This window comes from Sinorhizobium mexicanum (assembly GCF_013488225.1).
GTDB lineage: Bacteria > Pseudomonadota > Alphaproteobacteria > Rhizobiales > Rhizobiaceae > Sinorhizobium > Sinorhizobium mexicanum.
On the sequence record NZ_CP041238.1, the window covers coordinates 3,300,165 to 3,325,286 of the forward strand.

The 25,122-nt window shown below is 62.1% G+C and carries 29 protein-coding genes; 11 read left to right on the top strand and 18 right to left on the bottom strand.

What is annotated here, in order from left to right; genetic code table 11:
- Positions 1-22: 22 nt before the first annotated feature.
- Complete coding sequence (locus FKV68_RS15610; protein ID WP_180938703.1) at positions 23-583, bottom strand: TetR/AcrR family transcriptional regulator; 561 nt, start codon at positions 581-583, stop codon at positions 23-25.
- Positions 584-710: 127 nt separating this feature from the next.
- Between FKV68_RS15610 and FKV68_RS15615 the strand changes: the two genes are divergently transcribed.
- Positions 711-1,103: a globin domain-containing protein gene (locus tag FKV68_RS15615; RefSeq protein ID WP_180938704.1), complete on the top strand. Its 393-nt coding sequence runs from the start codon at positions 711-713 to the stop codon at positions 1,101-1,103.
- 6 nt (positions 1,104-1,109) lie between these two features.
- Positions 1,110-1,478 (top strand): DUF423 domain-containing protein, encoded by a 369-nt coding sequence (locus tag FKV68_RS15620; RefSeq protein WP_180938705.1) that lies wholly within the window; start codon positions 1,110-1,112, stop codon positions 1,476-1,478.
- Between the two features lie 10 nt (positions 1,479-1,488).
- On the opposite strand, the gene hmuQ is transcribed toward FKV68_RS15620, so the two are convergent.
- The 5 genes from hmuQ to FKV68_RS15645 all read right to left on the bottom strand — a co-directional run bounded on the left by hmuQ (position 1,489) and on the right by FKV68_RS15645 (position 4,272).
- Positions 1,489-1,803 (bottom strand): heme-degrading protein HmuQ, encoded by a 315-nt coding sequence (gene hmuQ, locus FKV68_RS15625; RefSeq protein ID WP_180941529.1) that lies wholly within the window; start codon positions 1,801-1,803, stop codon positions 1,489-1,491.
- A gap of 70 nt (positions 1,804-1,873) precedes the next feature.
- A complete protein-coding gene (locus FKV68_RS15630; protein WP_180938706.1) occupies positions 1,874-2,143 on the bottom strand; it encodes a hypothetical protein in 270 nt (89 codons plus the stop codon).
- A gap of 59 nt (positions 2,144-2,202) precedes the next feature.
- A complete protein-coding gene (locus FKV68_RS15635; protein WP_180938707.1) occupies positions 2,203-2,613 on the bottom strand; it encodes a DUF2325 domain-containing protein in 411 nt (136 codons plus the stop codon).
- Positions 2,614-2,880: 267 nt separating this feature from the next.
- Positions 2,881-3,798: an energy transducer TonB family protein gene (locus FKV68_RS15640; protein ID WP_180938708.1), complete on the bottom strand. Its 918-nt coding sequence runs from the start codon at positions 3,796-3,798 to the stop codon at positions 2,881-2,883.
- Between the two features lie 36 nt (positions 3,799-3,834).
- Positions 3,835-4,272: a hypothetical protein gene (locus FKV68_RS15645; protein WP_180941530.1), complete on the bottom strand. Its 438-nt coding sequence runs from the start codon at positions 4,270-4,272 to the stop codon at positions 3,835-3,837.
- Positions 4,273-4,464: 192 nt separating this feature from the next.
- On the opposite strand from FKV68_RS15645, the gene hemP reads away from it, so the two are divergent.
- The 7 genes from hemP to FKV68_RS15680 all read left to right on the top strand — a co-directional run bounded on the left by hemP (position 4,465) and on the right by FKV68_RS15680 (position 9,638).
- A complete protein-coding gene (hemP, locus tag FKV68_RS33650) occupies positions 4,465-4,644 on the top strand; it encodes a hemin uptake protein HemP (protein ID WP_180938709.1) in 180 nt (59 codons plus the stop codon).
- A 10-nt stretch (positions 4,645-4,654) separates the two neighbouring features.
- Complete coding sequence (locus tag FKV68_RS15655; RefSeq protein WP_180938710.1) at positions 4,655-5,716, top strand: hemin-degrading factor; 1,062 nt, start codon at positions 4,655-4,657, stop codon at positions 5,714-5,716.
- A 9-nt stretch (positions 5,717-5,725) separates the two neighbouring features.
- On the top strand, positions 5,726-6,676 hold the full coding sequence (locus tag FKV68_RS15660) for a heme/hemin ABC transporter substrate-binding protein (protein WP_180938711.1): 951 nt from the start codon (positions 5,726-5,728) through the stop codon (positions 6,674-6,676).
- Positions 6,663-7,787: a FecCD family ABC transporter permease gene (locus tag FKV68_RS15665; RefSeq protein WP_180938712.1), complete on the top strand. Its 1,125-nt coding sequence runs from the start codon at positions 6,663-6,665 to the stop codon at positions 7,785-7,787. The genes FKV68_RS15660 and FKV68_RS15665 overlap by 14 nt, the downstream gene beginning before the upstream one ends.
- 9 nt (positions 7,788-7,796) lie before the next feature.
- Positions 7,797-8,588, top strand: coding sequence for a heme ABC transporter ATP-binding protein (locus FKV68_RS15670; RefSeq protein ID WP_180938713.1), 792 nt, complete (start codon positions 7,797-7,799; stop codon positions 8,586-8,588).
- A gap of 178 nt (positions 8,589-8,766) precedes the next feature.
- Positions 8,767-9,129 carry an ElaB/YgaM/YqjD family protein gene (locus tag FKV68_RS15675; protein WP_180938714.1) on the top strand — a complete coding sequence of 121 codons (363 nt, stop codon included), beginning with the start codon at positions 8,767-8,769 and terminating at the stop codon, positions 9,127-9,129.
- A 77-nt stretch (positions 9,130-9,206) separates the two neighbouring features.
- Positions 9,207-9,638: a hypothetical protein gene (locus FKV68_RS15680; protein ID WP_180938715.1), complete on the top strand. Its 432-nt coding sequence runs from the start codon at positions 9,207-9,209 to the stop codon at positions 9,636-9,638.
- Positions 9,639-9,809: 171 nt separating this feature from the next.
- Here FKV68_RS15680 and FKV68_RS15685 read toward each other — a convergent pair whose 3' ends face one another.
- From FKV68_RS15685 to FKV68_RS15695, 3 genes are all read right to left on the bottom strand, one after another.
- Positions 9,810-11,294, bottom strand: coding sequence for a sensor histidine kinase (locus tag FKV68_RS15685; protein ID WP_180938716.1), 1,485 nt, complete (start codon positions 11,292-11,294; stop codon positions 9,810-9,812).
- 252 nt (positions 11,295-11,546) lie between these two features.
- Positions 11,547-12,101, bottom strand: a complete 555-nt coding sequence (locus tag FKV68_RS15690) for an RNA polymerase sigma factor (protein ID WP_180938717.1) — start codon at positions 12,099-12,101, stop codon at positions 11,547-11,549.
- Positions 12,102-12,109: 8 nt separating this feature from the next.
- Positions 12,110-12,322, bottom strand: a complete 213-nt coding sequence (locus tag FKV68_RS15695; protein WP_180938718.1) for a NepR family anti-sigma factor — start codon at positions 12,320-12,322, stop codon at positions 12,110-12,112.
- A 138-nt stretch (positions 12,323-12,460) separates the two neighbouring features.
- On the opposite strand from FKV68_RS15695, the gene FKV68_RS15700 reads away from it, so the two are divergent.
- Entirely contained in the window at positions 12,461-13,255 is a 795-nt protein-coding gene (locus FKV68_RS15700; RefSeq protein WP_180938719.1) for a response regulator, read from the top strand.
- 248 nt (positions 13,256-13,503) lie between these two features.
- Here the strand turns inward: FKV68_RS15700 and FKV68_RS15705 are convergent, their stop codons facing one another.
- The 9 genes from FKV68_RS15705 to FKV68_RS15745 all read right to left on the bottom strand — a co-directional run bounded on the left by FKV68_RS15705 (position 13,504) and on the right by FKV68_RS15745 (position 23,538).
- The gene (locus FKV68_RS15705) at positions 13,504-15,087 is read right to left on the bottom strand and encodes an FGGY-family carbohydrate kinase (RefSeq protein WP_180938720.1); all 1,584 of its coding nucleotides are present in this window, start codon (positions 15,085-15,087) and stop codon (positions 13,504-13,506) included.
- A gap of 88 nt (positions 15,088-15,175) precedes the next feature.
- Positions 15,176-15,844: an HAD family hydrolase gene (locus FKV68_RS15710; protein ID WP_180938721.1), complete on the bottom strand. Its 669-nt coding sequence runs from the start codon at positions 15,842-15,844 to the stop codon at positions 15,176-15,178.
- Positions 15,845-15,846: 2 nt separating this feature from the next.
- Complete coding sequence (locus FKV68_RS15715) at positions 15,847-17,331, bottom strand: mannitol dehydrogenase family protein (RefSeq protein WP_180938722.1); 1,485 nt, start codon at positions 17,329-17,331, stop codon at positions 15,847-15,849.
- A gap of 39 nt (positions 17,332-17,370) precedes the next feature.
- Positions 17,371-18,144, bottom strand: a complete 774-nt coding sequence (locus FKV68_RS15720) for an L-iditol 2-dehydrogenase (RefSeq protein ID WP_180938723.1) — start codon at positions 18,142-18,144, stop codon at positions 17,371-17,373.
- Positions 18,141-19,142, bottom strand: coding sequence for an ABC transporter ATP-binding protein (locus tag FKV68_RS15725; protein WP_180938724.1), 1,002 nt, complete (start codon positions 19,140-19,142; stop codon positions 18,141-18,143). Before FKV68_RS15725 ends, FKV68_RS15720 begins: the two co-directional genes overlap by 4 nt.
- 10 nt (positions 19,143-19,152) lie before the next feature.
- Positions 19,153-19,983 carry a carbohydrate ABC transporter permease gene (locus FKV68_RS15730; RefSeq protein WP_180938725.1) on the bottom strand — a complete coding sequence of 277 codons (831 nt, stop codon included), beginning with the start codon at positions 19,981-19,983 and terminating at the stop codon, positions 19,153-19,155.
- Positions 19,984-19,988: 5 nt separating this feature from the next.
- Complete coding sequence (locus FKV68_RS15735) at positions 19,989-20,861, bottom strand: carbohydrate ABC transporter permease (protein ID WP_180938726.1); 873 nt, start codon at positions 20,859-20,861, stop codon at positions 19,989-19,991.
- Positions 20,862-21,051: 190 nt separating this feature from the next.
- On the bottom strand, positions 21,052-22,362 hold the full coding sequence (locus FKV68_RS15740; RefSeq protein ID WP_180938727.1) for an ABC transporter substrate-binding protein: 1,311 nt from the start codon (positions 22,360-22,362) through the stop codon (positions 21,052-21,054).
- Positions 22,363-22,584: 222 nt separating this feature from the next.
- The gene (locus tag FKV68_RS15745) at positions 22,585-23,538 is read right to left on the bottom strand and encodes a sugar-binding transcriptional regulator (RefSeq protein ID WP_180938728.1); all 954 of its coding nucleotides are present in this window, start codon (positions 23,536-23,538) and stop codon (positions 22,585-22,587) included.
- Positions 23,539-23,740: 202 nt separating this feature from the next.
- Here FKV68_RS15745 and FKV68_RS15750 point away from each other — a divergent pair, with 202 nt between their 5' ends.
- Positions 23,741-25,102, top strand: a complete 1,362-nt coding sequence (locus FKV68_RS15750) for an NAD(P)-dependent oxidoreductase (protein WP_180938729.1) — start codon at positions 23,741-23,743, stop codon at positions 25,100-25,102.
- Positions 25,103-25,122: the final 20 nt, after the last annotated feature.

Here is a 25,122-nt window from a genome sequence, read left to right on the forward strand (position 1 = left end):
GCGGCCTGCGCCGACTTCTTGCCTACTGCAGTGAAAGCGCCTTGAGGTTCTGGAGCAGAAGCGCTCGGATCGGCGCATCGAGCTCATGACTCCCAAGCAGGTCCGCCAGCCAGACACCGTCAGCGGCAAAACGGGCAAGCAGACAGTTGGGCGAGGAGTCGGTCGCTGCGAATTCCTCCACGCGTCGTGCCACCCAGCCGCGCCAGCGCGCCTTGAGATGCGGCTCGGCGAGCAATGCGATCGTCAGCACCTGCCATCCCTTCCCTTCCGCTTCCGCATCGAGCGCAAAGCAGACGGTCAGATAGGCGCGTGTAAAGCGCCCTTGCTCGACATCGTCGTTCGCCATTGCCTCTTCGATTGCCCGATCGAAACGTGCGACGAGTTCGTCGAAGAGGCCATCGAGCAGGGCGAGCTTGTTCGGAAAATGATGCAGGAGCCCGCCCTTGCTGACGCCGGCCGCCTGCGACACCGCGTCCAGCGTCACGGCGCCGATGCCCTGCTCCAGCGACAGGCGTGCGGCGACCTCCAGCAATTGCTGGCGAACGTGCTCCGGCTGCTTTTTCCTACGATGGGCGTTTGTCATGGCCCATAAAGATACCGTCCAGACGGTTTGTCAAGTATAGGCTCGACGCGATGAAACGCCGCAAAGGCGGCGAAAGACATTGTCGAATGGCGGGTCGCGTTATACCAATCCGGCAAAGGACGACGGTATGGCGGGAAGCGAAACGACAACCCTTTACGAAGCGATCGGCGGCGACGCCACGGTTCGCGCGCTCACGCGGTGCTTCTACGCGCTCATGGACAGCCTCCCGGAGGCCGCCCGCTGCCGCGCCGTGCATCCGCCGGATCTCTCGGGCAGCGAGGAGAAACTTTACGAATATTTGACCGGCTGGCTCGGCGGGCCGCCGATCTATGTGGAAAAACGCGGCCATCCGATGCTGCGCCGTCGCCATTTCATCGCGGAGATCGGCCCGGCCGAGCGCGACGAATGGCTTCTTTGCTTCACGCGCGCGCTCGAAGAGACCGTTGCCCATCCGAAATTGCGGGCGATCATTCTCGAACCGATCACGCGACTCGCCCACCACATGCAGAATAAGGAATAGTCTTCGATGCCGAACAACGCACCACGTCAGACCGTGCTTTTCGTCGCGGGATTGATGGGGATCGCCGGTGTCGGCGCTGCGGCAGCGGCCTCGCACGGCGCCGACCCACGGCTTCTCGGCGGTGCCTCCGCCATGTGCCTTGCCCATGCGCCGGCACTCGTGGCGCTCCACGCCGGATGGGCCCATTTCCGTACCGCCGCAATCGCCGCTTTGCTGTTGGCCGCAGGGACCGCGCTTTTCGCTGGCGATCTCGCCGCACGCCATGCTCTCGGCCAAGGCCTTTTCCCGATGTCGGCACCGCTCGGCGGGCTGACGATGATGGCGGGCTGGCTCGCCGTGGCGCTCGGGGCATTTCTGCCGTCGAGCGCAAGCTAAAAAGCGTCGCTCACGCGCCCTCGACCACGGAGTAACCTTCGAATTTCGGTGGACCGAGATACATGGCCTTGTTGTCGCCGGCGCTCCGGTGCGCCGCGCGGAAATTTTCCGACTTCGTCCAGGCAATGAAAGCGTCCTTGCTTTCCCAGGTCGATTTCGAAATGAAGGGCGTATAGCCCTCTTCCGGCACGCTCTCTCCGCGAAGCAGGTGGAAGGCGATGAAGCCGGGCATTTCGGCCAGGCTTGTGTCCCGGCCTTTCCAGATGGCCTCGAACGCCTCTTCCTGGCCGATCGCAATGCGGAAACGGTTCATGGCGAAGTACATGTCGTCGCTCCCGAGCATTTCACCGTTTCATCGAAACGGTAAACCGTTACACACTTTTCCTGGAATTGCTCTATGCACGATCCTTCTTCAAGGGAGCGTCGGTTCCGACACTCGGGAACGGCAGGATAGCGCCCTCAGGCGGTGACGCAAGGCCAAGAGGGTCCCTGCCCGGCTGCCGCGCCTGCCAAGTCGGGAACTCGGCAACGTTCGGATTTTCCTCCAGCATGCGGGCCCGGCGCGTCAGCAACTCGTAAAGTTCGGGCACCAGTCCATCGCCGAATTGCGAGGCCAGCTTGTGAAGACCGATCATCATCATTTGATCGGGACGCTCATTGTTCATTGACGATTCTCCAGGCACGACGTGCCCGTGTGCACGCGTGACATCGTTTCTTGGAAAGGTTAGCTGTCGCGGCTGTTGGTGGTCAGATCCTGCAACGCCCGCTCGAGGCTCGATTTCGAGCCATTGCGGAGCGGCACGAAAGCCTTGCCCCACTTCTTGCAGCCGGTCTTCACGCGAAGACACGCGTCATGACTGATGCAGTCGATGGGGCAGAAGACACAGTCGACCGACGGAAGGACGCGGTCGATACGCGAAACGGCCTCGCGCAAGCCCCCGTCATGATGGATCAACTCCGCGCCGAAGGAACTGGCAATCTCGCGCAGATGGGCAACCTGGCAGTCTCTGCCGCCGACATAGAGGAAGCTGCGCCCCTCGAGCGTTACCTTACCGGCATCGGGGCCTGGTTCGGATGCCACATTCGCCGCTTTGCCCTTGCCACCTTTGCCTGCGTTCTGCCGCTTGTCGCGCATGCATTCCTCTCCATCTTTTCGGCGCCCCCGGCGCTTTGCCGTTGGATCGCCCTCGCGATTTGATTCAGAGCACACACCGAGTGGTTGCGTGACGGCGGCAACTTATTAAACTTGACAATCAGAGTAAAGTATAAACATGAGTGTTTAATTCATATTTTTGCAGACGGTTATCAGGCCCACACTGCCCGCGCCTCAGCCGCTCGGTCGGCACGCACGACCAAGCCAAGTGCCCGCGAGTTTCGCTTTCAAACTTGAGCGAATACTAACTCAGCGGTTGAAGGCGAGCGGTATGGTAAAAACCCAGCGGTCGCGACCGGCCCCGTCAGGAATCGCCGGAAACGGGACCGCGCGGCGCACCGCATCAAGCGCGGCCTGATCGAGGATCGGCGAACCGGCGCTCTTCGCCAGACTGACGCCCGCCACGCCCCCGCCGGAGGTTACGGTGAAGCGAACCTGGGCGACACCACGCAGACGCTGGCGCTTTGCCTCGGAGGGATAGCGGAAGGCGCGGTTGAGCTTGCTACGCACCTTACCGGGATAGTTCGACACTGCCGCGTTCCCGGATTGCTGCGCGACGCGGCCCTTGTCGCCCGTGGCTGCGCTTGCCGCGGCATTTTCTACGCCGTCGGCCGTGCCTTTGACCTGCGATTTCGCTTGCTCGCCGCCGTCACCGGTCTTTTTCCGCGTGACCTTCTTCTTCACCGGCTGCTTCTTCGGCTCCGGCTTTTCTGCCTTCGGCTTCTCGACCCTTTCCGGCTCCGGTTTTTCCTCCGGCACGACGGTCTCGACCGGCGCCACGCTGGCTGTCACGACGGCCTCGGGCGATTGGAGTGTAGGCATTTCTTCGGTGGGCAGAATGACGTCCGCCTCCGCCGGCGTGATGTCCGACGGCTGTTGTACGGCGATCTCCGGCGTGCTCGGCGGCACTTCCTCTCTGACTTCCTCGGTCGGCTGGACCTCCTCAGGCTTCAGTTCTTCCGGCACCTCTTCGGTCGGCTCGACGATTTCGGAAGGATCGCCCGCCTGGAGCGTTTGCTCAAAAGCATCGCCTAGCAGCGTCACTTCGGTGGCGGCGCCGCCGGCAATCTGAACCGCTTCCTCGTCTGGGCTGAACAGCATCGCGCCGCTCGCATGCGCAAGGAGCGATAGCGCAATCGCCGCCGTCCACTTCACCGTCTGTTTCATCGATGCCTTACCTTCACCGCCGATCGGTCGACACGCTCAGCCCTTGAGTTCAACCGCCGACCTGGAACCGGTCTTGAGACCCGTCATGCAGGCGTTCTTGTCGACGCCCTCGCCGACACATGCCGGCGCATCGTTGATCAGCAGGCTCTTCACCGACTCGCATTTCGTGCCCGGCAGATCGAACTGGCGGACCTTCGTCTTGCCGGCGGGCAGATCGCGGAAGTCGAGCACGGCCATGCGTTCCACCAGGCCCTGCTGATCGAAGAGAACGAATTCGAACGAAACTTTCGCAAGCGACTGCGGCAGCGCATTGCCGGCGACGAACGTCAGCTTGCATCCCTTCTCCGATGGGGCGACCTCATTCAGCTCGATGGCGAGCCCGCCTGAAGCCGCAACCTCCTGCGCGATGGCCGGCGCGGTCACGGAAACAAGCGCGAATACGGCCGAAAAAGCCAAACGGAAAGGATGCGTCATCACAACACCACTCGACATCTGCACGCGTGCTCCCGGCAATCCTCAAACAGCTCGCGCTCATAAACTTGACTATAAAAATCCGGTATTGCGTCCTTAAAGAAATATGAGTAATGAAGTCAAGATAATAAAAGGGAATACGTGGGAGGAGTTCGGGAAAACAGCCGGTTCGTCCCTCGCGAACTGGCCGAAACCGTGACACCTAACGATACCGATACCGCGCGCCCCTCGCAGCCGAGCCTGGCGGACCGATCCCAGCGAATCGTGGAGAGCCGCGATCTCTTCCGCGGCGATAGCGAGATCCTCATTTCCCATGACGGTGCGATCTACCGGATGAGGATCACCCGTCAGGGCAAACTGATTCTGAACAAATAGGCAGAAAACAATGATCGAGAGCATTCGCCCAACCCCTTACGAAATTCGTGCCTACCGCGCTGCGAACCCGAAGCTGCGCGAGCGCGATATCGCCGCGCAGCTCGGCGTTTCGGAAGCTGCGCTCGTTGCCGCCGAATGCCGCCTGACGACGGTTCGCATCGACAGCGACGCCAACCGTTTCCTGGAGCGGGTCGAGGATTTGGGTGAAGTGCTCGCGCTCACGCGCAACGAAAGTGCGGTCCACGAGAAGATCGGCGTCTACGAAAACATCAAGGCGGGAAAGGCGGCGGCCCTGGTGCTGGGAACCGAAATCGACCTGCGCATTTTCCCAAGTGCCTGGGCCCACGGTTTTGCCGTCACCAAGACCGACGCCAACGGCGATGTCCGCCACAGCCTGCAATTCTTCGACAGGTGGGGCAACGCCGTCCACAAGGTCCATCTGCGCCCGGCCTCGAACGGAGCGGCCTACGACAGGATCGTCGAGGACTTCCGCCTGGACGACCAGTCGCAGGACTTCGTTGCCGAAACGAACGCACCGACGAGCGACGACAAATCCAACGTTGCGGTCGATGCCGAGGAGCTCCGCGACCGCTGGTCGAAGCTGACCGACACCCACCAGTTCCACGGCATGTTGCGCAACCTGAATATCGGCCGGCGCCAAGCCCTCCATGCCGTCGGCGAAGATCTGGCCTGGCGCCTTGATCCTACGGGCGTCGAGGCGATGATGCGCGGCAGCGCCGAAATCGAACTGCCGATCATGTGCTTCGTCGGCAATCGCGGCGTCATCCAGATCCATTCCGGTCCGGTTGCCCGCATCGGGGTGATGGGCCCGTGGCTCAACGTCATGGATCCGACGTTCCATCTGCATCTGCGCACGGACCATATCGCCGAACTGTGGGCCGTCCGCAAACCGACGACCGACGGCCATGTGACCTCGCTCGAAGCACTCGACGCCAAGGGTGAGATGGTCATCCAGTTCTTCGGCAAGCGCAAGGAAGGCCTCGCCGAGCGGACGGAGTGGCGCTCCCTTGTCGAAAGCCTGCCCCGGCTCAACACGATCGTCGCGGCCTGAGGGACGATCATGATCACCGGTCTCGATTTCCGCCGCCTTCGCCGCTGGGAACTGGCGCTTGCCGCCTTCGCGTTCTCAGCGCCCCTGTTGCTGCCGGCACTGGCCCCCGACGGCCCCTCGTTCCTGCGCCCGGCAATGGCCGAGGACATGCAGCAACCGGATGTTTCCCGCGTCGTGTCGGTAGGCGGCGCGATCACCGAGATCATCTACGCGCTCGGCGAGGAAAGCCGCCTCGTCGGTCGGGACTCCACCAGCACCTATCCGGCAGCCGCAACGAAGCTGCCGGACGTCGGCTATATGCGACAACTGGCGCCGGAAGGCATCATCGCCGTCAATCCGACAGCAATCGTCGCGATCGAAGGCAGCGGACCGCCCGAGGCGCTCGCCGTGCTTAAGGAAGCAAAGATCCCATTCACCAGCGTTCCCGATACCTTCGACAAAAACGGCATCGTCGCGAAGATCCGGGCCGTCGGGGCTTTTCTTGGCGTGAAGGACAAGGCGGAGGCGCTCGCTCAATCCGTGGAGAAGGACCTCGATGGTGCGCTGGCGGACGCAGCCAAGCGTCCCGAAAGCGAACGCAAGCGTGTCCTCTTCATTCTCAGTACGCAGGGCGGCAAGATCCTGGCATCGGGTACCGGCACGGCCGCTGACGGCATCATCAAGCTTTCCGGCGCGGTCAATGCCGCCGCAACGTTTCCAGGTTATAAGGCGCTGACGGACGAGGCGATCATCGAAGCCAAGCCGGACGTCGTGCTGATGATGACTCGGGGCGGCGATCATTCTGCAGGTGTCGACGACCTGTTCGCCATGCCGGCACTGAGCTTGACACCAGCGGCAAAGAGCAAGGCGCTGGTCCGCGTGGACGGGCTGCATCTGCTCGGCTTCGGTCCCCGCACTGCCGGCGCCATCCGCGAACTGAACAACGCAATCTATGGAAAGAAGACCAATGCCTCGCAGTGAGGCGATGGATGGCAGCATGCGCGCGCCCGCCTTCGCCGCCAATATCGTCAGCGAATGGCGCGCCGGGAACCGCTCGGGCCTCGCGCGCCTGCTGATTGCCATACTCGCAGTCCTGGCGACCGCGACGTTCGTCACGTCGATCATGACCGGCGCCGCCGACGCCTCGCTCTCCAATGTCGTCCATTGGCTGGCCGGCACAGGAGGTGCCGATCAGTCGCTGGGCGTCCGCGACCGCATCATCATCCTCGACATCCGCCTGCCGCGTGCGGTGCTCGGTTTGCTCGTCGGTGCGGCGCTGGCCGTCTCCGGTGTGGTGATGCAGGGCCTCTTCCGCAATCCGCTCGCGGATCCTGGCCTTGTCGGCGTCTCGTCGGGCGCAAGCCTTGGCGCCGTTCTGCTGATCGTCCTCGGTTCGGGCGTGTTCGGCCCGCTCTTTGCGCTGGTCGGTTTTTACGCGCTTCCGGTCGCCGCTTTCCTCGGCGGCCTTGCCACGACTCTCCTCCTTTATCGCATCGCGACGCGCGGCGGCCAGACTTCGGTGGCGACAATGCTGCTTGCGGGCATTGCGCTTGGCGCGCTCACCGGTGCGGACACCGGCGTGCTCGTCTTCATTGCCGACGACAAGCAACTGCGCGACCTGACCTTCTGGGGCCTCGGCTCGCTTGCCGGCGCCAACTGGACGAAGATCCTCGCCGCCGGACCGATCATTTTGATGTCGCTTGCCGTGGTTCCCTTCCTGGCACGTGGCCTGAACGCAATCACGCTCGGCGAAGCGGCAGCGTTCCACATGGGTATTCCCGTCCAGCGCCTCAAGAACATCGCAATCCTCAGTGTTGCGGCCGCGACGGGCGCATCCGTTGCCGTCAGTGGCGGCATCGGTTTCGTCGGTATCGTCGTGCCCCATCTGCTGCGCCTCGTCATTGGGCCCGACCACCGCTACCTGCTGCCTGCCTCTGCGCTCCTCGGCGGCACGATGCTGATCTTCGCCGATATGGTGGCCCGGACAATCGTTTCGCCCGCCGAACTGCCGATCGGCATCATCACGGCCTTCGTCGGCGCGCCCTTCTTTCTCTGGATCCTCCTGCGCGGCCGATCGAACATGGGACTTTGAGAACGCGTCATGATCACGGTTTTTGATATTTCCATCCGCCTTGCCGGCAGGCAGGTGATCCATGGCGTCTCGTTCGATGCTGCTCCGGGCACGATGACGGCGATCGTCGGCCCGAACGGATCAGGCAAGACAACCACCTTGAAGGCGATTTCCGGCGAACTCCCGCTTGTATCGGGCAAGGTCACCATCAACGGCCATGATCTCGCCGCCCTCAGGCCATGGGAGCTTGCGCTAAAACGTGGCGTCCTGCCGCAAGCGACTGTTATTTCCTTCCCCTTCACGGTGCGAGAAATCGTGCGTCTCGGCCTTTCGGCCGGCGGCACGGGCAGTGACTCCGCCAACGACCGCATTGCCGACGATGCGCTCGAGGCGGTCGATCTGGCGGGCTTTGCCGGACGCTTCTATCAGGAGCTCTCGGGCGGCGAACAACAGCGCGTCCAGCTTGCACGTGTCCTTTGCCAGATCTCGGCGCCGGTCAGCGGTGGCGAGCCCCGCTATCTCCTGCTCGACGAGCCCGTATCGAGCCTCGACATTCGCCACCAGCTGACGATCATGCAGCTTGCGCGCCAATTCTCCCAGCGCGGAGGCGGCGTCATCGCCGTCATGCACGACCTCAATCTGACCGCGATGTTCGCAGACCAGATGGTCATGATGAGGGCCGGCCGCGTCCGCGCGAGCGGACCGCCGCGGGAGGTCCTGAACGACGAAACCGTGGAGGCCGTGTTCGGATGCCGGATGCAGGTCAACGTCACTCCGATGCGCGATATCCCCTTCGTGCTGCCACAATCGGTGACGATCTGATCGCGCCCGGACGCTTTTTCGCTATTTCCGGGAGCTATTTGCGGTAACGGCAGGATTTATCGAAACGAATCTCGCCTTCATGCGTTGTTCCGCTGAATGTCGGGCGAGGCGCTTCTTGCCCGAGGGGAACACGCGCCGGCTGTCTTGGCCGGCGTTGCAGCGAAAGGGAGCTCACATCATGGCAACAGGCCTCTTCTCGGGTTCGAGCACCAGGAAACGCAACGGCGGGCACGGCGAAACCCCGATCGAAGACCAACTCCAGGAAATTCGGGCGGACATTGCGGCACTCGTCGGACTGCTCAGCGAGCGCGGGGCGGCCGTTTCCCAAGACGCGAAAACCAAGGCAAAAGGCGCGCGTGATCGGGCCGAAGCCGATCTCGAAAATCTGCTGGCAAGCGGCGAGCAACTGCTCTCCGATTTGCGCGACCGTTATTCCGGCACGGAAAGGGAGCTCCGCAGAGCGGTGCGCGAGCATCCGATCGCAACGCTCGGCGCAGCAGCGGTGATAGGTCTCATCGCGGCAGCGCTTCTGCGCCGATAGGCATATCCACGGCGTGAACGATCTGCTGCAGGAAGGCCGCTCTTCCTGCCCCGCATGACGCAATCGGAGTAGCTCGCATGGGAACGCTCGGGGCCGCCTTGTCCGCCTTGCTCGCAGTCGACGTTGCTGCAGCCACCTCGCGCTACAGGCGCAACGTGATTTTATGGGCGACCATCGCGACCTTGCTCGGCACGGCTTATGTCTTCGCGCTGGCGGCAGTCACGCTCTTTCTCGCCGCGCGCTATTCGCCGGTGGCGGCGGTTTCGGCGATGGCCGTCGTTCTGTTCGTGACAGCATTGATCCTGATCGCGGTGATGGTGGGGCTCCGCGCCCGCGACCGGCGGCTCGCCGAAGAGCGCCGGCGCCTCGCGGCGATGCAGACGAATCTGGCGCTCGTGGCCGCGGCAGGCATCTTGCGACGGCAGCCGCTGCTCGCCGTGGCGACCGCCGTTGCGGTCGGAGCCCTGCTCGGCCTCGGCAAGGGCCGTCATCGCGATGAAAAGCGCTGATTGAGCGCGCCCGTAACGGCCTATCCCGCCGCCGCGACCACGCCTTCGCGACGACTGCATGTTTCCGTAAATCGTACCCGGTTTAAGGGAACATGCAGCACTTCAAAGCGTTAAAGCGTCCTTTGTGCGTGTGATAAGAGGCACAGCACTGTAGGCCGAACAGAATCACGGTCACAAAGGCAACCGGATGAGCGCGGTCACGCCGGCCGGCAGGTATTCGACCTTGACCGAGCTGCCGATGACCTTGTCGAGACTGCGCTCGATCAGGATCGAGCCGAAACCACGTCTTCTCGGCTCGCGGACCGGCGGGCCGCCCACCTCGGTCCAGGTCAAATGCAACACGGAGCCGCCGTCCTCTAGGACACCACGCGCGGTCAGCACGACCTTGCCCTTTGGCACCGACAGCGACCCGTATTTCAGGGCATTCGTCGCCAGCTCGTGCAGCACCAATCCTAGTCCAACCGCCTGATCGGGCCCCAGCAGAATCTCGTCCTTATGGATCTCGACCTGTTCGGCATAGTCGCTGACATAGGGACGCAACTGCTTTGATATCAGTTCCGAGAGATGGATCGTGCCCCATTCGTAGTCGGACAGCAGCCCGTGTGCGTCCGAGATGGACTGGAGCCGGCCCGCGAAAGCGGCCATGAATTCGACGGGATCGCTCGTCTGTCGAAGCGTCTGACGGGCGAGCGACTGCAGCATCGCCAAGGTATTCTTGACCCGGTGGTTCAGTTCCTTGAGCAGAAGCCGCGTCCGCTGTACCGCGGCCTGCTGATCGGTGACATCGATGGTCATGCCGAGGAAGGTCAGCGGAGCGCCCTTGCCATCGCGGTCATGAACCCTGCCGCGCCCGAGCAGCCAGCGCCCGCTGTCGCCGATGCGAAACATGCCGTCATATTCCTCGTTGGCGGTCATCGCCTGCCTGAGCTTGGAAAACGTCGCAATGCGGTCGTCGGGATGGATGGCGGCGAAGACCGTCCTGGCGCGGACCAAACGCTCGGGTGGGAGCCCGAACATACGCATCATCGCGCCGTTGCCCGCAACCGTGCCGGCGCGGATATCCCAAAGCCAACTGCCGACATTCGCTGCGTCAAGCGCCATGGCGAGGCGCTGTTCCTCGCGCGAAAGCGCCGCCTCCTTCAGGGCACGCCGGCGCGACTCGTCCTTGAGCTTGAGCAGCGATGCGGCAATACCGGCAATCCGGCGAAGCTCATCGATCAGCTTCGGCGCGACCTCCTTACGCGGCGCCACATCGAAAACACATACAGTACCGACCGCCTGCCCGTCCAGGAGAATGGAAGCGCCCGCGTAGAAACGCAGGAATGGTGCATCGGTGACCCTTGGCCGATGGCGAAACAACGGATACCTGGACGCATCAAGCACGACGAAGACGCCGTCGGGATCTGCGACCGTGTGGAGACAGAAAGATTCGTCGCAGCGCCGCCGCGTTTCGGTCGTTCCGACGGCGGCCTTGAACCATTGCCATTCACTGTCAACCAGGCTGACGAGGGCGATTGGGGCGCCGAACAGGCTTGCCGCGAGTTTCGCAAGGCCATCGAAATCGCCGTCCGGCACCGCCATGTCAGGCACGGCGGCATGGAGGACGCCAAGCCGTTCGCGGGCATCGAGCACTTGCGCCTCGGTCTTCTCGCGCATCCGGTCCAACTCCAAACTCGCGCACCCGTCGCAGCAGAACCGATCAGGGTCCACTGCATGTTTCCTTAAATCGTACCCGACTTAAGGTTAAAGACATGCAGCGGTTCAAAGTGCTACAGCGTCCATTGCGTGTCTGAAAAGACGCGCGGCGCTGTAGAAGGTTCCCGCCCTCACCGCCGTAACTGGTGCTCGGAGCAAAAAAGCAGGACCGCCGCCGACTTGCAACGGTCTGGCCTCAAGAGCGCACGAAGATCACGAAACGAATGCGCGCGAGGTAATGGGCGCCGAGGTCTCGTCAGGGCCGTAGTCGTTCTCGCCTTGCACCTGGAGAATTTCCTGGAGGCGCTGACGCGCGCGATTGACGCGGCTCTTGATGGTACCGAGCGCGCAACCGCAGATCTTCGCAGCTTCTTCGTAGGAGAAGCCTGATGCACCGACTAGGATGATCGCTTCGCGCTGGTCCGGTGGCAACTGATCCAGGGCCCGCCGGAAATCCTGGAGATCGAGCGAACCGTATTGCTCGGGATGGTGGGCGAGCGTTTCGGTGAAATGGCCGTCGCTGTCCTGGATCTCCCGACCACGCTTGCGCATCTGGCTGTAGAGCTCGTTGCGCAGGATCGTGAAGAGCCACGCCTTCATGTTCGTGCCGATCTCGAAATGGTCCTGTTTTGCCCAGGCCTTCATGATCGTGTCCTGCACGAGATCGTCTGCTCGGTCGTGGCGGCCGATCAGCGACATTGCAAAGGCGCGCAGGCTAGGAAGTGCGGCGAGCATCTCGCGCTTGAATTCTTGGTTTTCGGACGACATCCCTGCGCCTACTCCCTCCCTTGCAGAACCGATTGGCCTTGCGGAGTCGAGTGCTGTTCCGCCGCGTCCAGCTTTTCCAGCAAATCAAGAAACCGTGCCGGAATCGCCTCTTCCTGCACCGACTGATAGAGCGCCTTCAGCTTCGCTGCGATCTGTGCATTCGGATCACCGGCAGACGAGCTTGTGCCAATCGGCCGCCCTGCCCCTAAACTATATCTCATCTCGCAATCATCACCTTAGAGAGTTCGCCTCCACCATAACGCAGGAAAAAAATGAAATGTTCCAGCGCGGAACCTTTTTTTCGTCTGGGCGTTTCCGCGTCGAGACAAGAACCGAACTAATGACTGAGGGAGTCTTGCATGACACTGTCTAACCGGATCGCGCCGCTGCTGCCCTATTTGCGCCGTTATTCCCGCGCGCTGACAGGCTCGCAAACGTCGGGCGATGCTTATGTGGCCGCGGTTCTTGAGGCTCTTATCGCGGACACGACAATCTTTCCCGAAGCAAGCAACGATAGGGTCGCCCTGTTTCGCCTCTATACGTCCTTGTTCGGCTCATCCTCGGTCCTGATACCCGAGCCCGTTTCGCCTTTTGCGTGGGAACAGCGGGCATCGGTCAACCTCGCGGCGGTGTCACCGCTGGCGCGCCAAGCCTTTCTGCTCGTGTCGGTCGAAGGCTTCAGCCCCAACGAGGCTGCAGAGGTGCTTGACGTCGATGGGGACAAACTGAGCGCGCTTCTGGAGCGGGCGTCGCAGGAAATCTCCCGTCAGGTTGCGACCGATATCATGATCATTGAGGACGAACCGCTGATTGCGATCGACATCGAGCAGATGGTCAAAAGTCTCGGCCATCGCGTCACCGGCATCGCGCGGACCCGGGACGAGGCAATCGCCCTTTACAAGGAAACGAAGCCGAGCATGGTGCTCGCCGATATTCAGTTGGCCGACGGGAGTTCCGGCATTGATGCCGTGAACGAGATCCTGAAAACAGCTGCCATTCCGGTCATTTTCATCACCGCCTTCCCCGAAAGGCTGTTGACCGGCGAACGGCCCGAACCAACCTTCCTGGTCACGAAGCCCTTCAACCCGGAAATGGTCAAAGCGCTTATCAGCCAGGCACTCTTCTTCAACGAGTCGACGAAGGCGGCCGCCTGAACCGCAATCCGAAGCGACGGGCGATCGCCCGTCCTCGAACGACCATGGTCTCTTAACGCAAAACAGCCAGTGCCGAGGGAAAGGCACTGGCTGAGCTTTATCAACTCACAGAGGGGATGTGAGTTGGGCAACCGGCGGTATGCCTCCGGCGTCACATTGGGGGCGATGTGCGCCACCGTCCGGTTGTCCGCACCAACGCGCGAGGAAGAGAAAGGTTCCAAAAAAAGTAAAATCGATGAGGACGCCGGCTAGTCCATGGCCTCCAGTTCGGCCCGATGCCGGTAAAGCGTAAGAAACCGCCGATAGTCGCGATCGTAGACGCTCCGCGATGCCGCATCGGGAAGTCGTTCGTGACCGCTGGACGCCATTGCTGTCCCTGCCTCTGCGAGATCGGAATAAAGCCCGCCAGCAACAGCAGCCGTCATCGCAGTGCCGAGCAGCACGGCATCGGGCGTTTCAGGCGCGACGACGCGGCAGCCGGTCACATCACAATAAAGCTCCATCAGCAGCGGATTGCGCACATGCCCGCCGGTCACGTGCAGTGTATCGAGATTGTATCCCGCCTCTTTCATCATTTCGAGGATGTGCCGGATTCCAAGCGCGATCGCGACACAGGTACGCCAATAGAGACGGCAAAGCGCATCGAACGATGAATCGAGCGCCAGACCGCTGACGACGCCGAGCGCGTGCGGATCGGCGAGCGGCGACCGGTTGCCGTGAAAATCGGGAAGGACATGCAGCCGATCGGCGAAAGCCGGGCCATGCAGGGCGCGCAGTTGCTGCACGCGCTCGATGATCTTCATATGCGTCTCCGCGGTCGGTTCCCGCCCGCCGCCATGCACGCGCACGATATGATCGAGCAGCGCACCCGTCGCCGACTGCCCGCCTTCGACCAACCAGCACCCCGGAAGCACCGCCTCGAAATACGGTCCCCACATGCCGAAGCCGGGCTTCATCTCGCGTGAGAAGGCGACAATGCAGCTTGAGGTGCCGGCGATGAGGGCGAGTTGCCGTTCGAGATTTGCGGGCTCGGCCGCAAATCTGCCGAGCACGCCGAGCGCACCGGCATAGGCATCGATCAGCCCCGGCGCAACCCGGCATTCCGTGTCGAGGCCGAGCTCTTCCGCCGCTGCCGCGGTCAGACGCCCAACCGCACTGCCGACGGGCAGGGTTTCCTCAGGCAGCCCCCCTCGGTCGAGAAGGTCCGCGAGGCCGATCTGTTCGAGATAATCCGGCTGCCAGCCCCTCTCCTTATGCGCGAGATAATTCCATTTTGCTGTTAGCGTGCAACGCGAACGAGCCTTGCTGCCGGTCGCGCGCCAGGACATGTAGTCTGCGAGATCGAAGAAATAACCGGCCCTTTCCCATTGCCCGGGAAGGTGGCGCTTCAGCCACATCAACTTCGGCATTTCCATCTCCGGCGACATCACGCGACCGGAATGGTGAAGGACGGGATGCGCCGTCGAGGTGCAGAAATCCGCCTCCTTCAGCGCTCGGTGATCAAGCCAGACGATCGTGTCCCAGCGCGCGTCACCGGCACGATTGATTGAAAGCGGTGCGCCATCGCGGTCGCGCACGACCAGCGAGCAGGTCGCGTCGAAGCCGATCGCCGCGACATTCTTCGCGCCGACCCCGGCCTTGTCGCGCGCCGACCTGACTGCCCCGCAGACCGCCGCCCAAATGTCCTCCGAATCATGCTCGGCGTGGTTTTCTTCCGGGCGGTTCATGGCGATCGGCCTGTCCGCCCGCGCGAGAAGCTTGCCTTTCCGGTCAAAAATGCCGGCACGGGCGCTACCGGTGCCGATATCGACCGCAACGACATATTCGCGCATTAATGGATGTCTCCGTCCCGAGATCACGATGATTTAAGAGGTCAGAGCGGGATGTGGGCACGCTCTATTGCCGCGATCGTGCTCTGACTTATTGTCGGACAAACTGTATCAATTCGCCCATATCGTCAAACAGCACATCGGGATGGAGTTGAGCCAGTGCTCGGCGATGCCGGTCGTTTCGCGCGTGGCTGGCGCCCGCGAAGGCAAAAACGCGCATGCCGGCCGCTTTCGCCGCCTCGATGCCGGCCGGGCTGTCTTCCACGACGACGCAATCGGCGGACGCGTAGCCCATTTGCTCGCTCGCGTAGAGGAAGAGGTCGGGCGCCGGCTTGCCGTGCGCGACCATGCTGGCGCTGAAGATGTGCGGCTCGAAGAGATCGATCAGTCCTGTCACCGTCAGCGAAAGGCGAATGCGCTCGGGCTGGCTCGACGACGCCACACAGCAGGCCCCGTCGAGTTGTTCGACCGCCCGGCGAATGCCGTCAACGGGCTTCAGTTCCTCGCGAAAGCGTGCATAAAGGCGCGTCCGCATGCCTTCGAGAAAAGCGTCGTCGGTCGCAAGGCCATGTTCGTCATGAAGGATGGCGGACATGCTCTTAAGGCTGCGGCCGAGGAAGCGTTCGCTCGCCTCGGCCGTTGTCATCGATACTCCGGCCGCATCCAGGGCCTCGACAAGAACGGCAAGTGAGATCGGTTCGCTGTCGACCAGGACGCCGTCGCAGTCGAAGATCACCAGCCTGGAGGCGCCGCCCGCCATCGCTATCCCTCGAGTTTGTCGTCCAGATAGAGCTGGAGCGTTGCGCGCGTACCCTTTTCCCAGAGTGTTTTCAGTGCATGTCCGAAGCGCCGCCGGAAGAGATCGGACCCGGCGACGTCACCGAAAATGTCGGAAAGGGCGAGGAAGGCCATCGGATCTTCCTTCGCTGCAAGGGCGGCGCTGTGCAGGCGGTCGGCGCTGGCATCGTTGAAGACGATATCCTTGCCGCTGTCCGATTTACCGGCGAAATAGCGGCACCAGAGGGCAGAGACCAGCGACAGCCCGACCACATCTTCGCCGCGGCGCAGGCGATCGGCGGTTGACGGCAGGATGAATTTCGGCTGGCGGTTCGAACCGTCCTGAGCCAGCCGCGGAATGGTGTCGCCGATCTTCGGATTGGCGAAGCGCGTCTCGATGAGCCTGTAGTAGTCCTTGAGGTCCGTATCCGGGACCGGCGGAATGACGGGGATGATTTCGTCGTGTTCGAGCTTCGCCAGGAAGCCGCGGATCAACGGCTCTTCCATGGCCTCGTGGACGAAATGGATATCGAGCAATGCCGCCGGATAGGCGATTGCGGCGTGGCCGCCGTTTAGGATGCGGATCTTCATGTGCTCATAAGGAGCGACGTCGGGGACGAACTGGACACCGACCTTTTCAAGCGACGGGCGGCCTTGCGGGAAATGATCCTCCAGCACCCATTGCTTGAACTCTTCGCAAAAGACCGGCCAGGCATCGTCGATGCCGTATTCCGAGGCAACGAAACCGATTTCCCGGGCGCCAGTCGCGGGCGTGATGCGGTCGACCATGCCGTTCGGAAAGGCGACGTTTGCATCGATCCAGTCTGCGAAGGCGGGATCCGAGAGGCGCGCGAGGCCGGCAACGGCTGCATGCGTCACCTCGCCATTGCCAGGGATATTGTCGCAGGACATGACGGTGAAGGGCGGTATGCCCCTCGCTCTGCGCTCGGCGAGCCCCGCCAGGATAAGACCGAAGACTGTCTTCGGAGACTTCGGATTACGCGCGTCCTCTACGATTGCCGGGTGCGAAGGATTGAAGACGCCGGACGCGGGATCGATGAAATAGCCGCCTTCGGTGATCGTCAACGATACGATGCGAATGGACGGGCTTGCGAGCTGCGCCACGATTGCAGGCGTATCACCGGGCTTGAGATAGGCGATCATCGCCCCGGTGACATGAGCGCCCGTGCGGTTGTTGTCCTGCTCGACCACTGTCGTCAGCAAATCCTGCGCTTCGAGCTTGGCCCGCATGACCTCGTCCGACGGCAACACCCCAGCCCCGATGATCGCCCAGTCGCGGTCGAGCCCGAGATTGAAAAGATCATCGAGATAGACGGCCTGGTGGGCGCGATGAAAGTTACCGACGCCGAAATGGACGATGCCGGCGCGAAGGTCGTGCCGACCATATTTCGGAACACCAGCCTTGGCCTTGGCTGCGTCGAGTGTGGCAAGGGAGAGTTTGGTCGTCATCCTATCGTTCCTTTCGAGGACTCGTGGTGCAACGAGGCCTCAGCTCATCCAGTTGCCACCATCGACGTTGTAGGTCTGGGCGACGACGTAGTCGCTCTCCGACGAGGCCAGGAAAATCGCCATCCCGGTGAGATCCTCGGCAGTGCCCATCCGTCCGTACGGCACCTCCTCGCCAACCAGACGCTTCTTTTCGCCGAGCGGACGGTTCTCGTGCTTGGCAAAGAGCGCATCGACGCCATCCCAGTGTTCGCCGTCGACGACGCCCGGAGCGATCGCGTTCACGTTGATGCGATGTTTGATGAGATTGAGCCCGGCCGACTGCGTCAGGCTGATGACGGCCGCCTTGGTGGCGCAATAGACGGCGACCAGTGCCTCGCCGCGGCGACCCGCCTGGCTCGCCATGTTGATGATCTTGCCGCCGCGCCCCTGCGCGATCATCTGCCTGGCTACCGCCTGCAGGGTGAAGAGCGTGCCGGCGACATTGATCGAGAACAGTTTTTCGTAGCTTTCCCGAGTGATCTCGACGATCGGCGCCAGATCGAAGAGAGCGGCATTGTTGATCAGGATATCCAAGCCGCCCGCATGCTCGACAACGGCAGCGATCGCCGCATCGATCGATTCCTGCCGGGTCACATCCATCTGCACGGCATAGGCCGCCGGTCCGATTTCCGCAGCCGTCTGCTTCGCCCGGTCGATATTGATGTCGGCGATCGCGACGGTGGCCCCCTCGCGCACATAGGCCTCGGCGAAGGCACGCCCGATACCCCGCGCAGATCCGGTGATCAGCGCGCTTTTCCCTTCAAGACGTTTCATCGAATTGCCAATCCCTGTTCGTCAAACTTGTGCAGGCGCTGGACGTCCGGCGTCAGGTAAACCTGATCTCCGTGGGTTACCCCGAAGTCGCCGCTTACGCGCGCCGTCAATGTGCCGATGGTATCGGCTTTCACGTGCAGGAAGGTGTCGGAGCCGAGATGCTCGGCCACCCCGACGGTGCCCCGCCACGTTCCCTGATCCTTGGAAAGCGCCAGATGCTCGGGGCGGATGCCGATTGTGTGGGCCTGGTAGGCGGCTGCCGGCGCCCCGGAAATGAAATTCATCTTCGGCGACCCGATGAAGCCGGCAACAAAAAGATTGTCCGGCTTGTGGTAGAGCTCGAGCGGCGAGCCCACCTGCTCGATGCGTCCGCGATTGAGCACCACGATCTTGTCGGCCATGGTCATGGCCTCCACCTGGTCGTGGGTGACATAGATCATCGTGGTCTTCAGTTGCTGGTGAAGCTGGCTGATCTCGAGCCGCATGTTGACGCGCAGCGCTGCATCGAGGTTCGAAAGCGGCTCGTCGAACAGGAAGGCCTCCGGCTGCCGGACGATCGCCCGGCCGATCGCCACGCGCTGGCGCTGACCACCGGAGAGCTGGCGTGGCTTGCGGTCGAGATAATCGGTGAGGTTCAGCACCCGGGCGGCGTCCGCCACCTTCTTGTCAATCACCGCCTTGTCTTCCCCCGCCATCTTCAGGGGAAAGGCGATGTTGGAACGCACGCTCATATGCGGATAGAGCGCATAGGACTGGAACACCATCGAGAGGCCGCGTTTTGCCGGCGGCAGCTCTGTCGCTTTCTTACCGTCGATGACGATCTCGCCGTCGCTGACATCCTCCAGGCCCGCAATCAGTCTGAGCAGCGTGGACTTGCCGCAGCCGGACGGTCCGACGAAGACGACGAATTCACCGTGATGGATGTCGAGGTCGATCGAAGGGATGACGGCGTGGGAGCCGAAAACTTTCGATACGTTCTTGAGTGTGATGCTTCCCATGGTCGTATCCTTATTTGACCGCGCCGAAGGTCAGGCCGCGTACAAGCTGCTTCTGCGAGAACCAGCCGAGAATGAGGATGGGGGCGATCGCCATCGTGGAGGCGGCCGAAAGCTTCGCGTAAAAGAGACCTTCCGGGCTCGAATAGGAAGCGATGAAGGCGGTCAGCGGTGCTGCCTTCGCCGCGGTCAGATTCAAGGTCCAGAACGCCTCGTTCCAGGCGAGAATGATGTTGAGGAGAAGCGTCGATGCGATGCCGGGGATCGCCATCGGCGTCAGCACGTAGATGATCTCCTTGGAGAGCGAGGCGCCGTCCATGCGCGCCGCTTCCAGGATCTCGCCCGGAATTTCCTTGAAGTAGGTATAGAGCATCCAGATGATGATCGGCAGGTTGATCAGCGTTAGGACGATCACCAGGCCGATGCGGGTATCGAGGAGCCCCGAGTTGCGGTACATCAGATACATCGGCACCAGCACGCCGACGGGCGGCATCATCTTCGTGGACAGCATCCACATCAGCACGTCCTTGGTCCGTTTCGTCGGGGCGAAGGCCATGGCCCAGGCCGACGGAATGGCGATGATGAGGCCGATCAGCGTCGAGCCGAAAGAGATGACTACCGAGTTCATGAAGTGCTTGAAGTAATTCGACCGGCTCTGCACTTCGAAGTAGTTCTCGGTCGTCCAATCGAAGAAGAGGAATGCAGGCGGCGAGGCGATCGCTTGCGCCTCCGTCTTGAAGCTCGTCAGGAACGTCCAGAGGATCGGGAAGAAGATCAGGATGCCTATCGTCCAGGCGACGACGGTGACAACCACCTTGCGTTGGGTCGAAACATTACGTGCCATGGGTCTCAAGCCTCCAGCGTCTTGCCGATCATGCGCATCAGGAAGAATGCGACGATATTGGCGAGGATGACCGCGATGATGCCGCCGGCGGATGCGCCGCCCACGTCGAACTGCAGGAGAGCCTGCGCATAGACGAGGAAGGTGAGATTCGTGCTCTGCGTGCCGGGGCCACCGTTGGTGGTAACGAGAATTTCGGCAAAGACGGACAGCAGGAAGATTGTCTGGATCAGGATCACCACGGTGATTGCGCGCGAAAGATGCGGCAGCACCAGATAGAAGAAGCGGCTCCAGGCGCCGGCGCCATCCATCTGCGCGGCCTCCTTCTGCTCCTCGTCGAGCGACTGCAGCGCCGTCAGCAGGATAAGCGTCGCAAAGGGCAGCCATTGCCACGCGACGATCAGGATGATCGAGAAGAGTGGCGCATTCGCGAGGAAGTCGAAGGGCTGCAGGCCGACGAGTTTGGCGAGCCAGGCGAAGAGCCCGTTCACCGGGTTCATGAACATGTTCTTCCAGACGAGTGCCGCAACGGTCGGCATGATCAGGAACGGCGCGATCACCAGGATGCGAACGATCCCCTGCCCGAACATCGGCTGGTCGAGAAGAAGCGCGAGCGCGATGCCGCCAACCACGGTGATGAACAGCACGCCGAGGACGATCGCGAGCGTGTTGAAGATCGCCTGGAAGAACGCCGGATCGGTCACAAAGTAGATGTAGTTGGAGAGCCCTGCGAACTCCTCCATTCCGGGCATCAGCAGATTATAGCGCAGAAGCGAGAAATAGATGGTCATGGCCAGCGGAATGATCATCCAGGCCAGAAGCAGGAGCACCGAGGGCGCGATCATTAGCCGCGCAGAGGAGCGGGTATGCAAGGTCGCCATGGCGTCCTCCCGTAATTGTCAACGCTGTCCACGAAGGCGGGGCGCGGTTTACCGCGCATGCCGGACGCGCCGTGACCGATCTAAAAAGTCAGAGCGGGAAGCGGAAAACCCGTTCCGCTTTTCCCCATCCCGCCCTGAGAGTTGCCGGGACACCAGCCGTTTCCAGCCAGCGCCCCGGCCCTTGGGAGCCTTATTTGATGTAACCGGCCTTCGTCATTTCGCGGGTCGACAGTTGCTGCGCGCTGGCAAGCGCCTGATCCACGCTCATCTGGCCGGCAAGTGCTGCCGAGAACACCTGGCCGACGGCGGTGCCGAGGCCCTGGAATTCAGGGATCGCGACGAACTGTACGCCGACATAGGGCACCGGCTTGACCGCCGGGTTCTTCGGGTCGGCGGCGTTGATCGAATCGAGCGTCATTTTCGCGAATGGCGCCGCCTTCTGGTATTCCGGGTTCTCGTAGAGAGAGGTGCGGGTACCGGGCGGAACGTTTGCCCAGCCTTCCTTCTCGGCGACGAGCTTCAGATAGTCCTTGCCGGTCGCCCAGGCGATGAACTTCTCTGCCGCCTCCGTCTTCTGCGAGCCTGCGGGGATGGCGAGGTTCCACGCCCAGAGCCAGTTGCCGCGTTTGCCAAGGCCGGTATCGGGCGCGAGCGCGAACCCGACCTTGTCGGCAACCGTGGATTCCTTCGGGTTGGTCACGAAGGATGCGGCGACCGTTGCGTCGATCCACATAGCGCATTTGCCGGTCTGGAAGAGTGACAGGTTTTCGTTAAAACCATTCGAGGAGGCACCGGGCGGGCCGGCGTCATTCATCAGCTTGACATAGAAGTCCAGCGTATTCTTCCATTCGGGCTGATCGAACTGCGGCTGCCATTTCTCGTCGAACCAGCGGGCGCCGAAAGCATTCGCCGTTGCTGTCAGGAAGGCCATGTTCTCGCCCCAGCCGGCCTTGCCGCGCAGGCAGATGCCATACACTTCACTGTTCTTGTCGGTGATCTTGCGGGCGGCGTCCGCGATGAAATCCCAGGTCGGGGCATCGGGCATGGTGAGGCCGGCCTTCTCGAAGAGGTCCTTGCGATACATCACCATCGAGCTTTCGCCGTAGAACGGTGCGGCATAGAGCTTGCCGTCAATCGTCAGGCCGCTGCGGATCGCCGGCAGCAGGTCATCGACGTCGTAATCGGCGCCAAGGTTGTCGAGCGGCAGCAGCCAGCCCTGCTTGGCCCAGATCGGCACTTCGTAGGTGCCGATCGTCATGATGTCGTACTGGCCGCCCTTCGTCGCGATATCGGTCGTTACGCGCTGGCGCAGCACGTTTTCCTCGAGCGTTACCCACTCGAGCTGAATATCCGGATTTTTCGAGGTGAAATCCTCCGTCAGCTTCTGCATCCGGATCATGTCGCCATTGTTCACGGTCGCAATGGTCAGGGTTTCTGCTTGGGCCAGACCCGCCAGAGCGACTGCCGAGCACGTGCCCAGCAGGAAAGTTCTCAAATTCATCGACTTCCTCCCAGAAGAAAATGAGCATTTGCCTTGCTCATGGGCAATTACTCACCCCTTGGCGCAAAATGTCAATGCGCATTCGTTGCTGCGACGCACCCGGAACCGTTAATGGGCTGTTTTAGCTATGGATTTTTTCAAGCGCGGCGGACAGAATGCCCCTCCGCAAGCTCGGGCTGCCGCTCTCGAAACTCGGTGTCACCTGAGTTTATCTCGCCTGAATCACGCGCCGAGCAGAAAGTCGGCAGTGGTCTCGTCGGTGATAAGGCCGTTGATGATGCGGCCCTTGAGCGCTGCGCGGAGCGCCTCGTATTTGCGCCTGCCCTTGGCAATGCCTATGACCGAAGCCCGATCGCGCGGGGGAAGCGGAATGGAAGCGACACGCTCGTTGATGCTGCCCGTCAGCAGATCACCCCCGTGATCGAACATCCAGCCGCAAATTTCCCCTGCGGCACCGGCGGCCGTCAACTGCGCCATTTCCTCGCGCGCCAGGAAGCCATCCTCGCAAAGCGGTGCGTCCGGCCCGAGTTCGCCCACGCCGACAAAGGCGGCATTGGCTTCCGCGCCGAGCTTGAGCGCGAGCTTGACGAGACTCTGGTTGTGAAGGACCTCGCGCTCCTCGGGCGACGAAACGAGCACCGGCAGCGGCATCGGGAAATGGCGCGCCTTGATCGTGTCCGCCATGCTGAAGATGACGTTGTAATAGGCGGCCGAGCCATCGAGCCTGATGTTGCCGGTCAGCGAGACGATGCGATGCTGCGGGCACTCCATCGAGGGCAACTGGTCGATCGTCGCCTTCAGCGTGCGCCCCGTGCCGATCGCCAGAACCACCGGGTCCGTCGATTTCAGCCAGCGTTCGATCTCGACCGCGCCGGCTTCGGCGATGCCGACCGTCGTCGAACTCGAACCCGGATCGCTCGGCACGACATCGACGTGCTTCAGCGCATATTTTTCCTTGAGCCGGGCGGCCGTCTCGAGGCAGGCAGCAATCGGATGATCGAGCCGAACCTTGATCAGCCGCTCGGCCATGGCCAGGGAAACGAGGCGCTGGGCCGACTGCCGCGAGATGCCCATGATCGAGGCAATCTCGTCCTGCGTCCGGCCGGCGACATAGTATAGCCAGCCAGCCCGGGCAGCATCGTCCAGCCTGTTATTGGTCTCCGGCCTGCGCGCCATGCGATTATCTCCTTCCCCCTTGATTTGCTGCCACTATTTGCCCTGCCCTGTCAAACAAACGTGCAGAGCGAATAGGATGCGTGAATAGAAAGCCCCGGTTCTCAGGGTGTCCGGCAAGTTTCCGAAGTAAACTTTTACCGTTTGATAAAAAAATAAAGCGTGTTACCGTTCCCTCATCCTGAGAAAACATTGGGAGCCAAAAATGGGAACGACGCAATCTGGGATCTTTGGCGGCCGACTGCCGCTCAAGGAATACGAAGCCAATTTCTCCGACCTTCATCCACCGCTCGACAAACACGAGGCTCTGGTCGCTTCCGACCGCTGTTACTTCTGTCACGATGCGCCGTGCATGACGGCCTGTCCCACCTCGATCGATATCCCGTTGTTCATCCGACAGATTGCAACGAGCAATCCGATCGGTTCGGCGAAGACGATTTTCGACCAGAACATTCTCGGCGGCATGTGCGCCCGCGTCTGTCCCACCGAAACGCTTTGCGAACAAGCCTGCGTCCGCAACACGGCGGAGGAGCGGCCGGTGGAGATCGGCAGGCTGCAGCGTTACGCGACCGACATCGCGATGAAGGAGAACAAGCAGTTCTACACGCGGGCCGCTTCGTCCGGTCGAAAGGTAGCGGTGGTCGGTGCCGGACCCGCGGGGCTCGCCTGCGCCCACCGGCTCGCGGTCAACGGCCACGACGTGGTGGTCTACGATGCGCGCGAGAAATCCGGCGGACTCAATGAATACGGCATCGCCGCCTACAAGTCGGTGGACGACTTCGCCCAGAAGGAGGTCGATTACGTCCTTTCGATCGGCGGTATCGAGGTGCGCCAGGGCCAGGCAATCGGCCGCGATTTCTCGCTTGCCGACCTGACCGAGCAATATGACGCCGTCTTCCTCGGCCTCGGCCTTGCCGGCGTCAACGCGCTCCGGATCGGAGACGAGAGTGCCGAAGGCGTCCAGGACGCCGTCGATTTCATCGCCGCACTCCGCCAGTCGAAGACCAAGGCGGACATCCCGGTCGGCCGGCGAGTCGTGGTGCTCGGCGGCGGTATGACCGCAATCGACGCGGCCGTCCAGTCGAAGCTCCTCGGCGCCGAGGAAGTGACGATCTGCTACCGCCGCGGCAAGGAGCACATGAACGCCTCCGAGTTCGAGCAGGATCTGGCAACCTCCAAAGGCGTCACCATTCGCCACTGGCTGCAGCCGAAGCGCATCGCGCTGAAGGACGGCAAGGTCGCCGGCATCGAGCTCGACTACACGACGCTCGATAACGGCAAGCTGACGACGACCGGCGAAACGGGTATCATCGCCGCCGACCAGATCTTCAAGGCCATCGGCCAGACTTTCGAGGCATCAGGTCTCGGCGCGCTTCAGATGGAGGGCGGACGCATCGTCACCGATGCCGAAGGCCGCACCTCGCTCGATAAGGTCTGGGCGGGCGGCGACTGCGTTCTCGGCGGCGAGGATCTGACGGTTTCCGCCGTCGCCATGGGGCGTGACGCCGCCGAATCGATCAACCGGGCCTTCGCCGCGGCTCAGCCGCTGGCGAGCGCCGTCGCGTAACAAGCGGAACAGGATCGAGA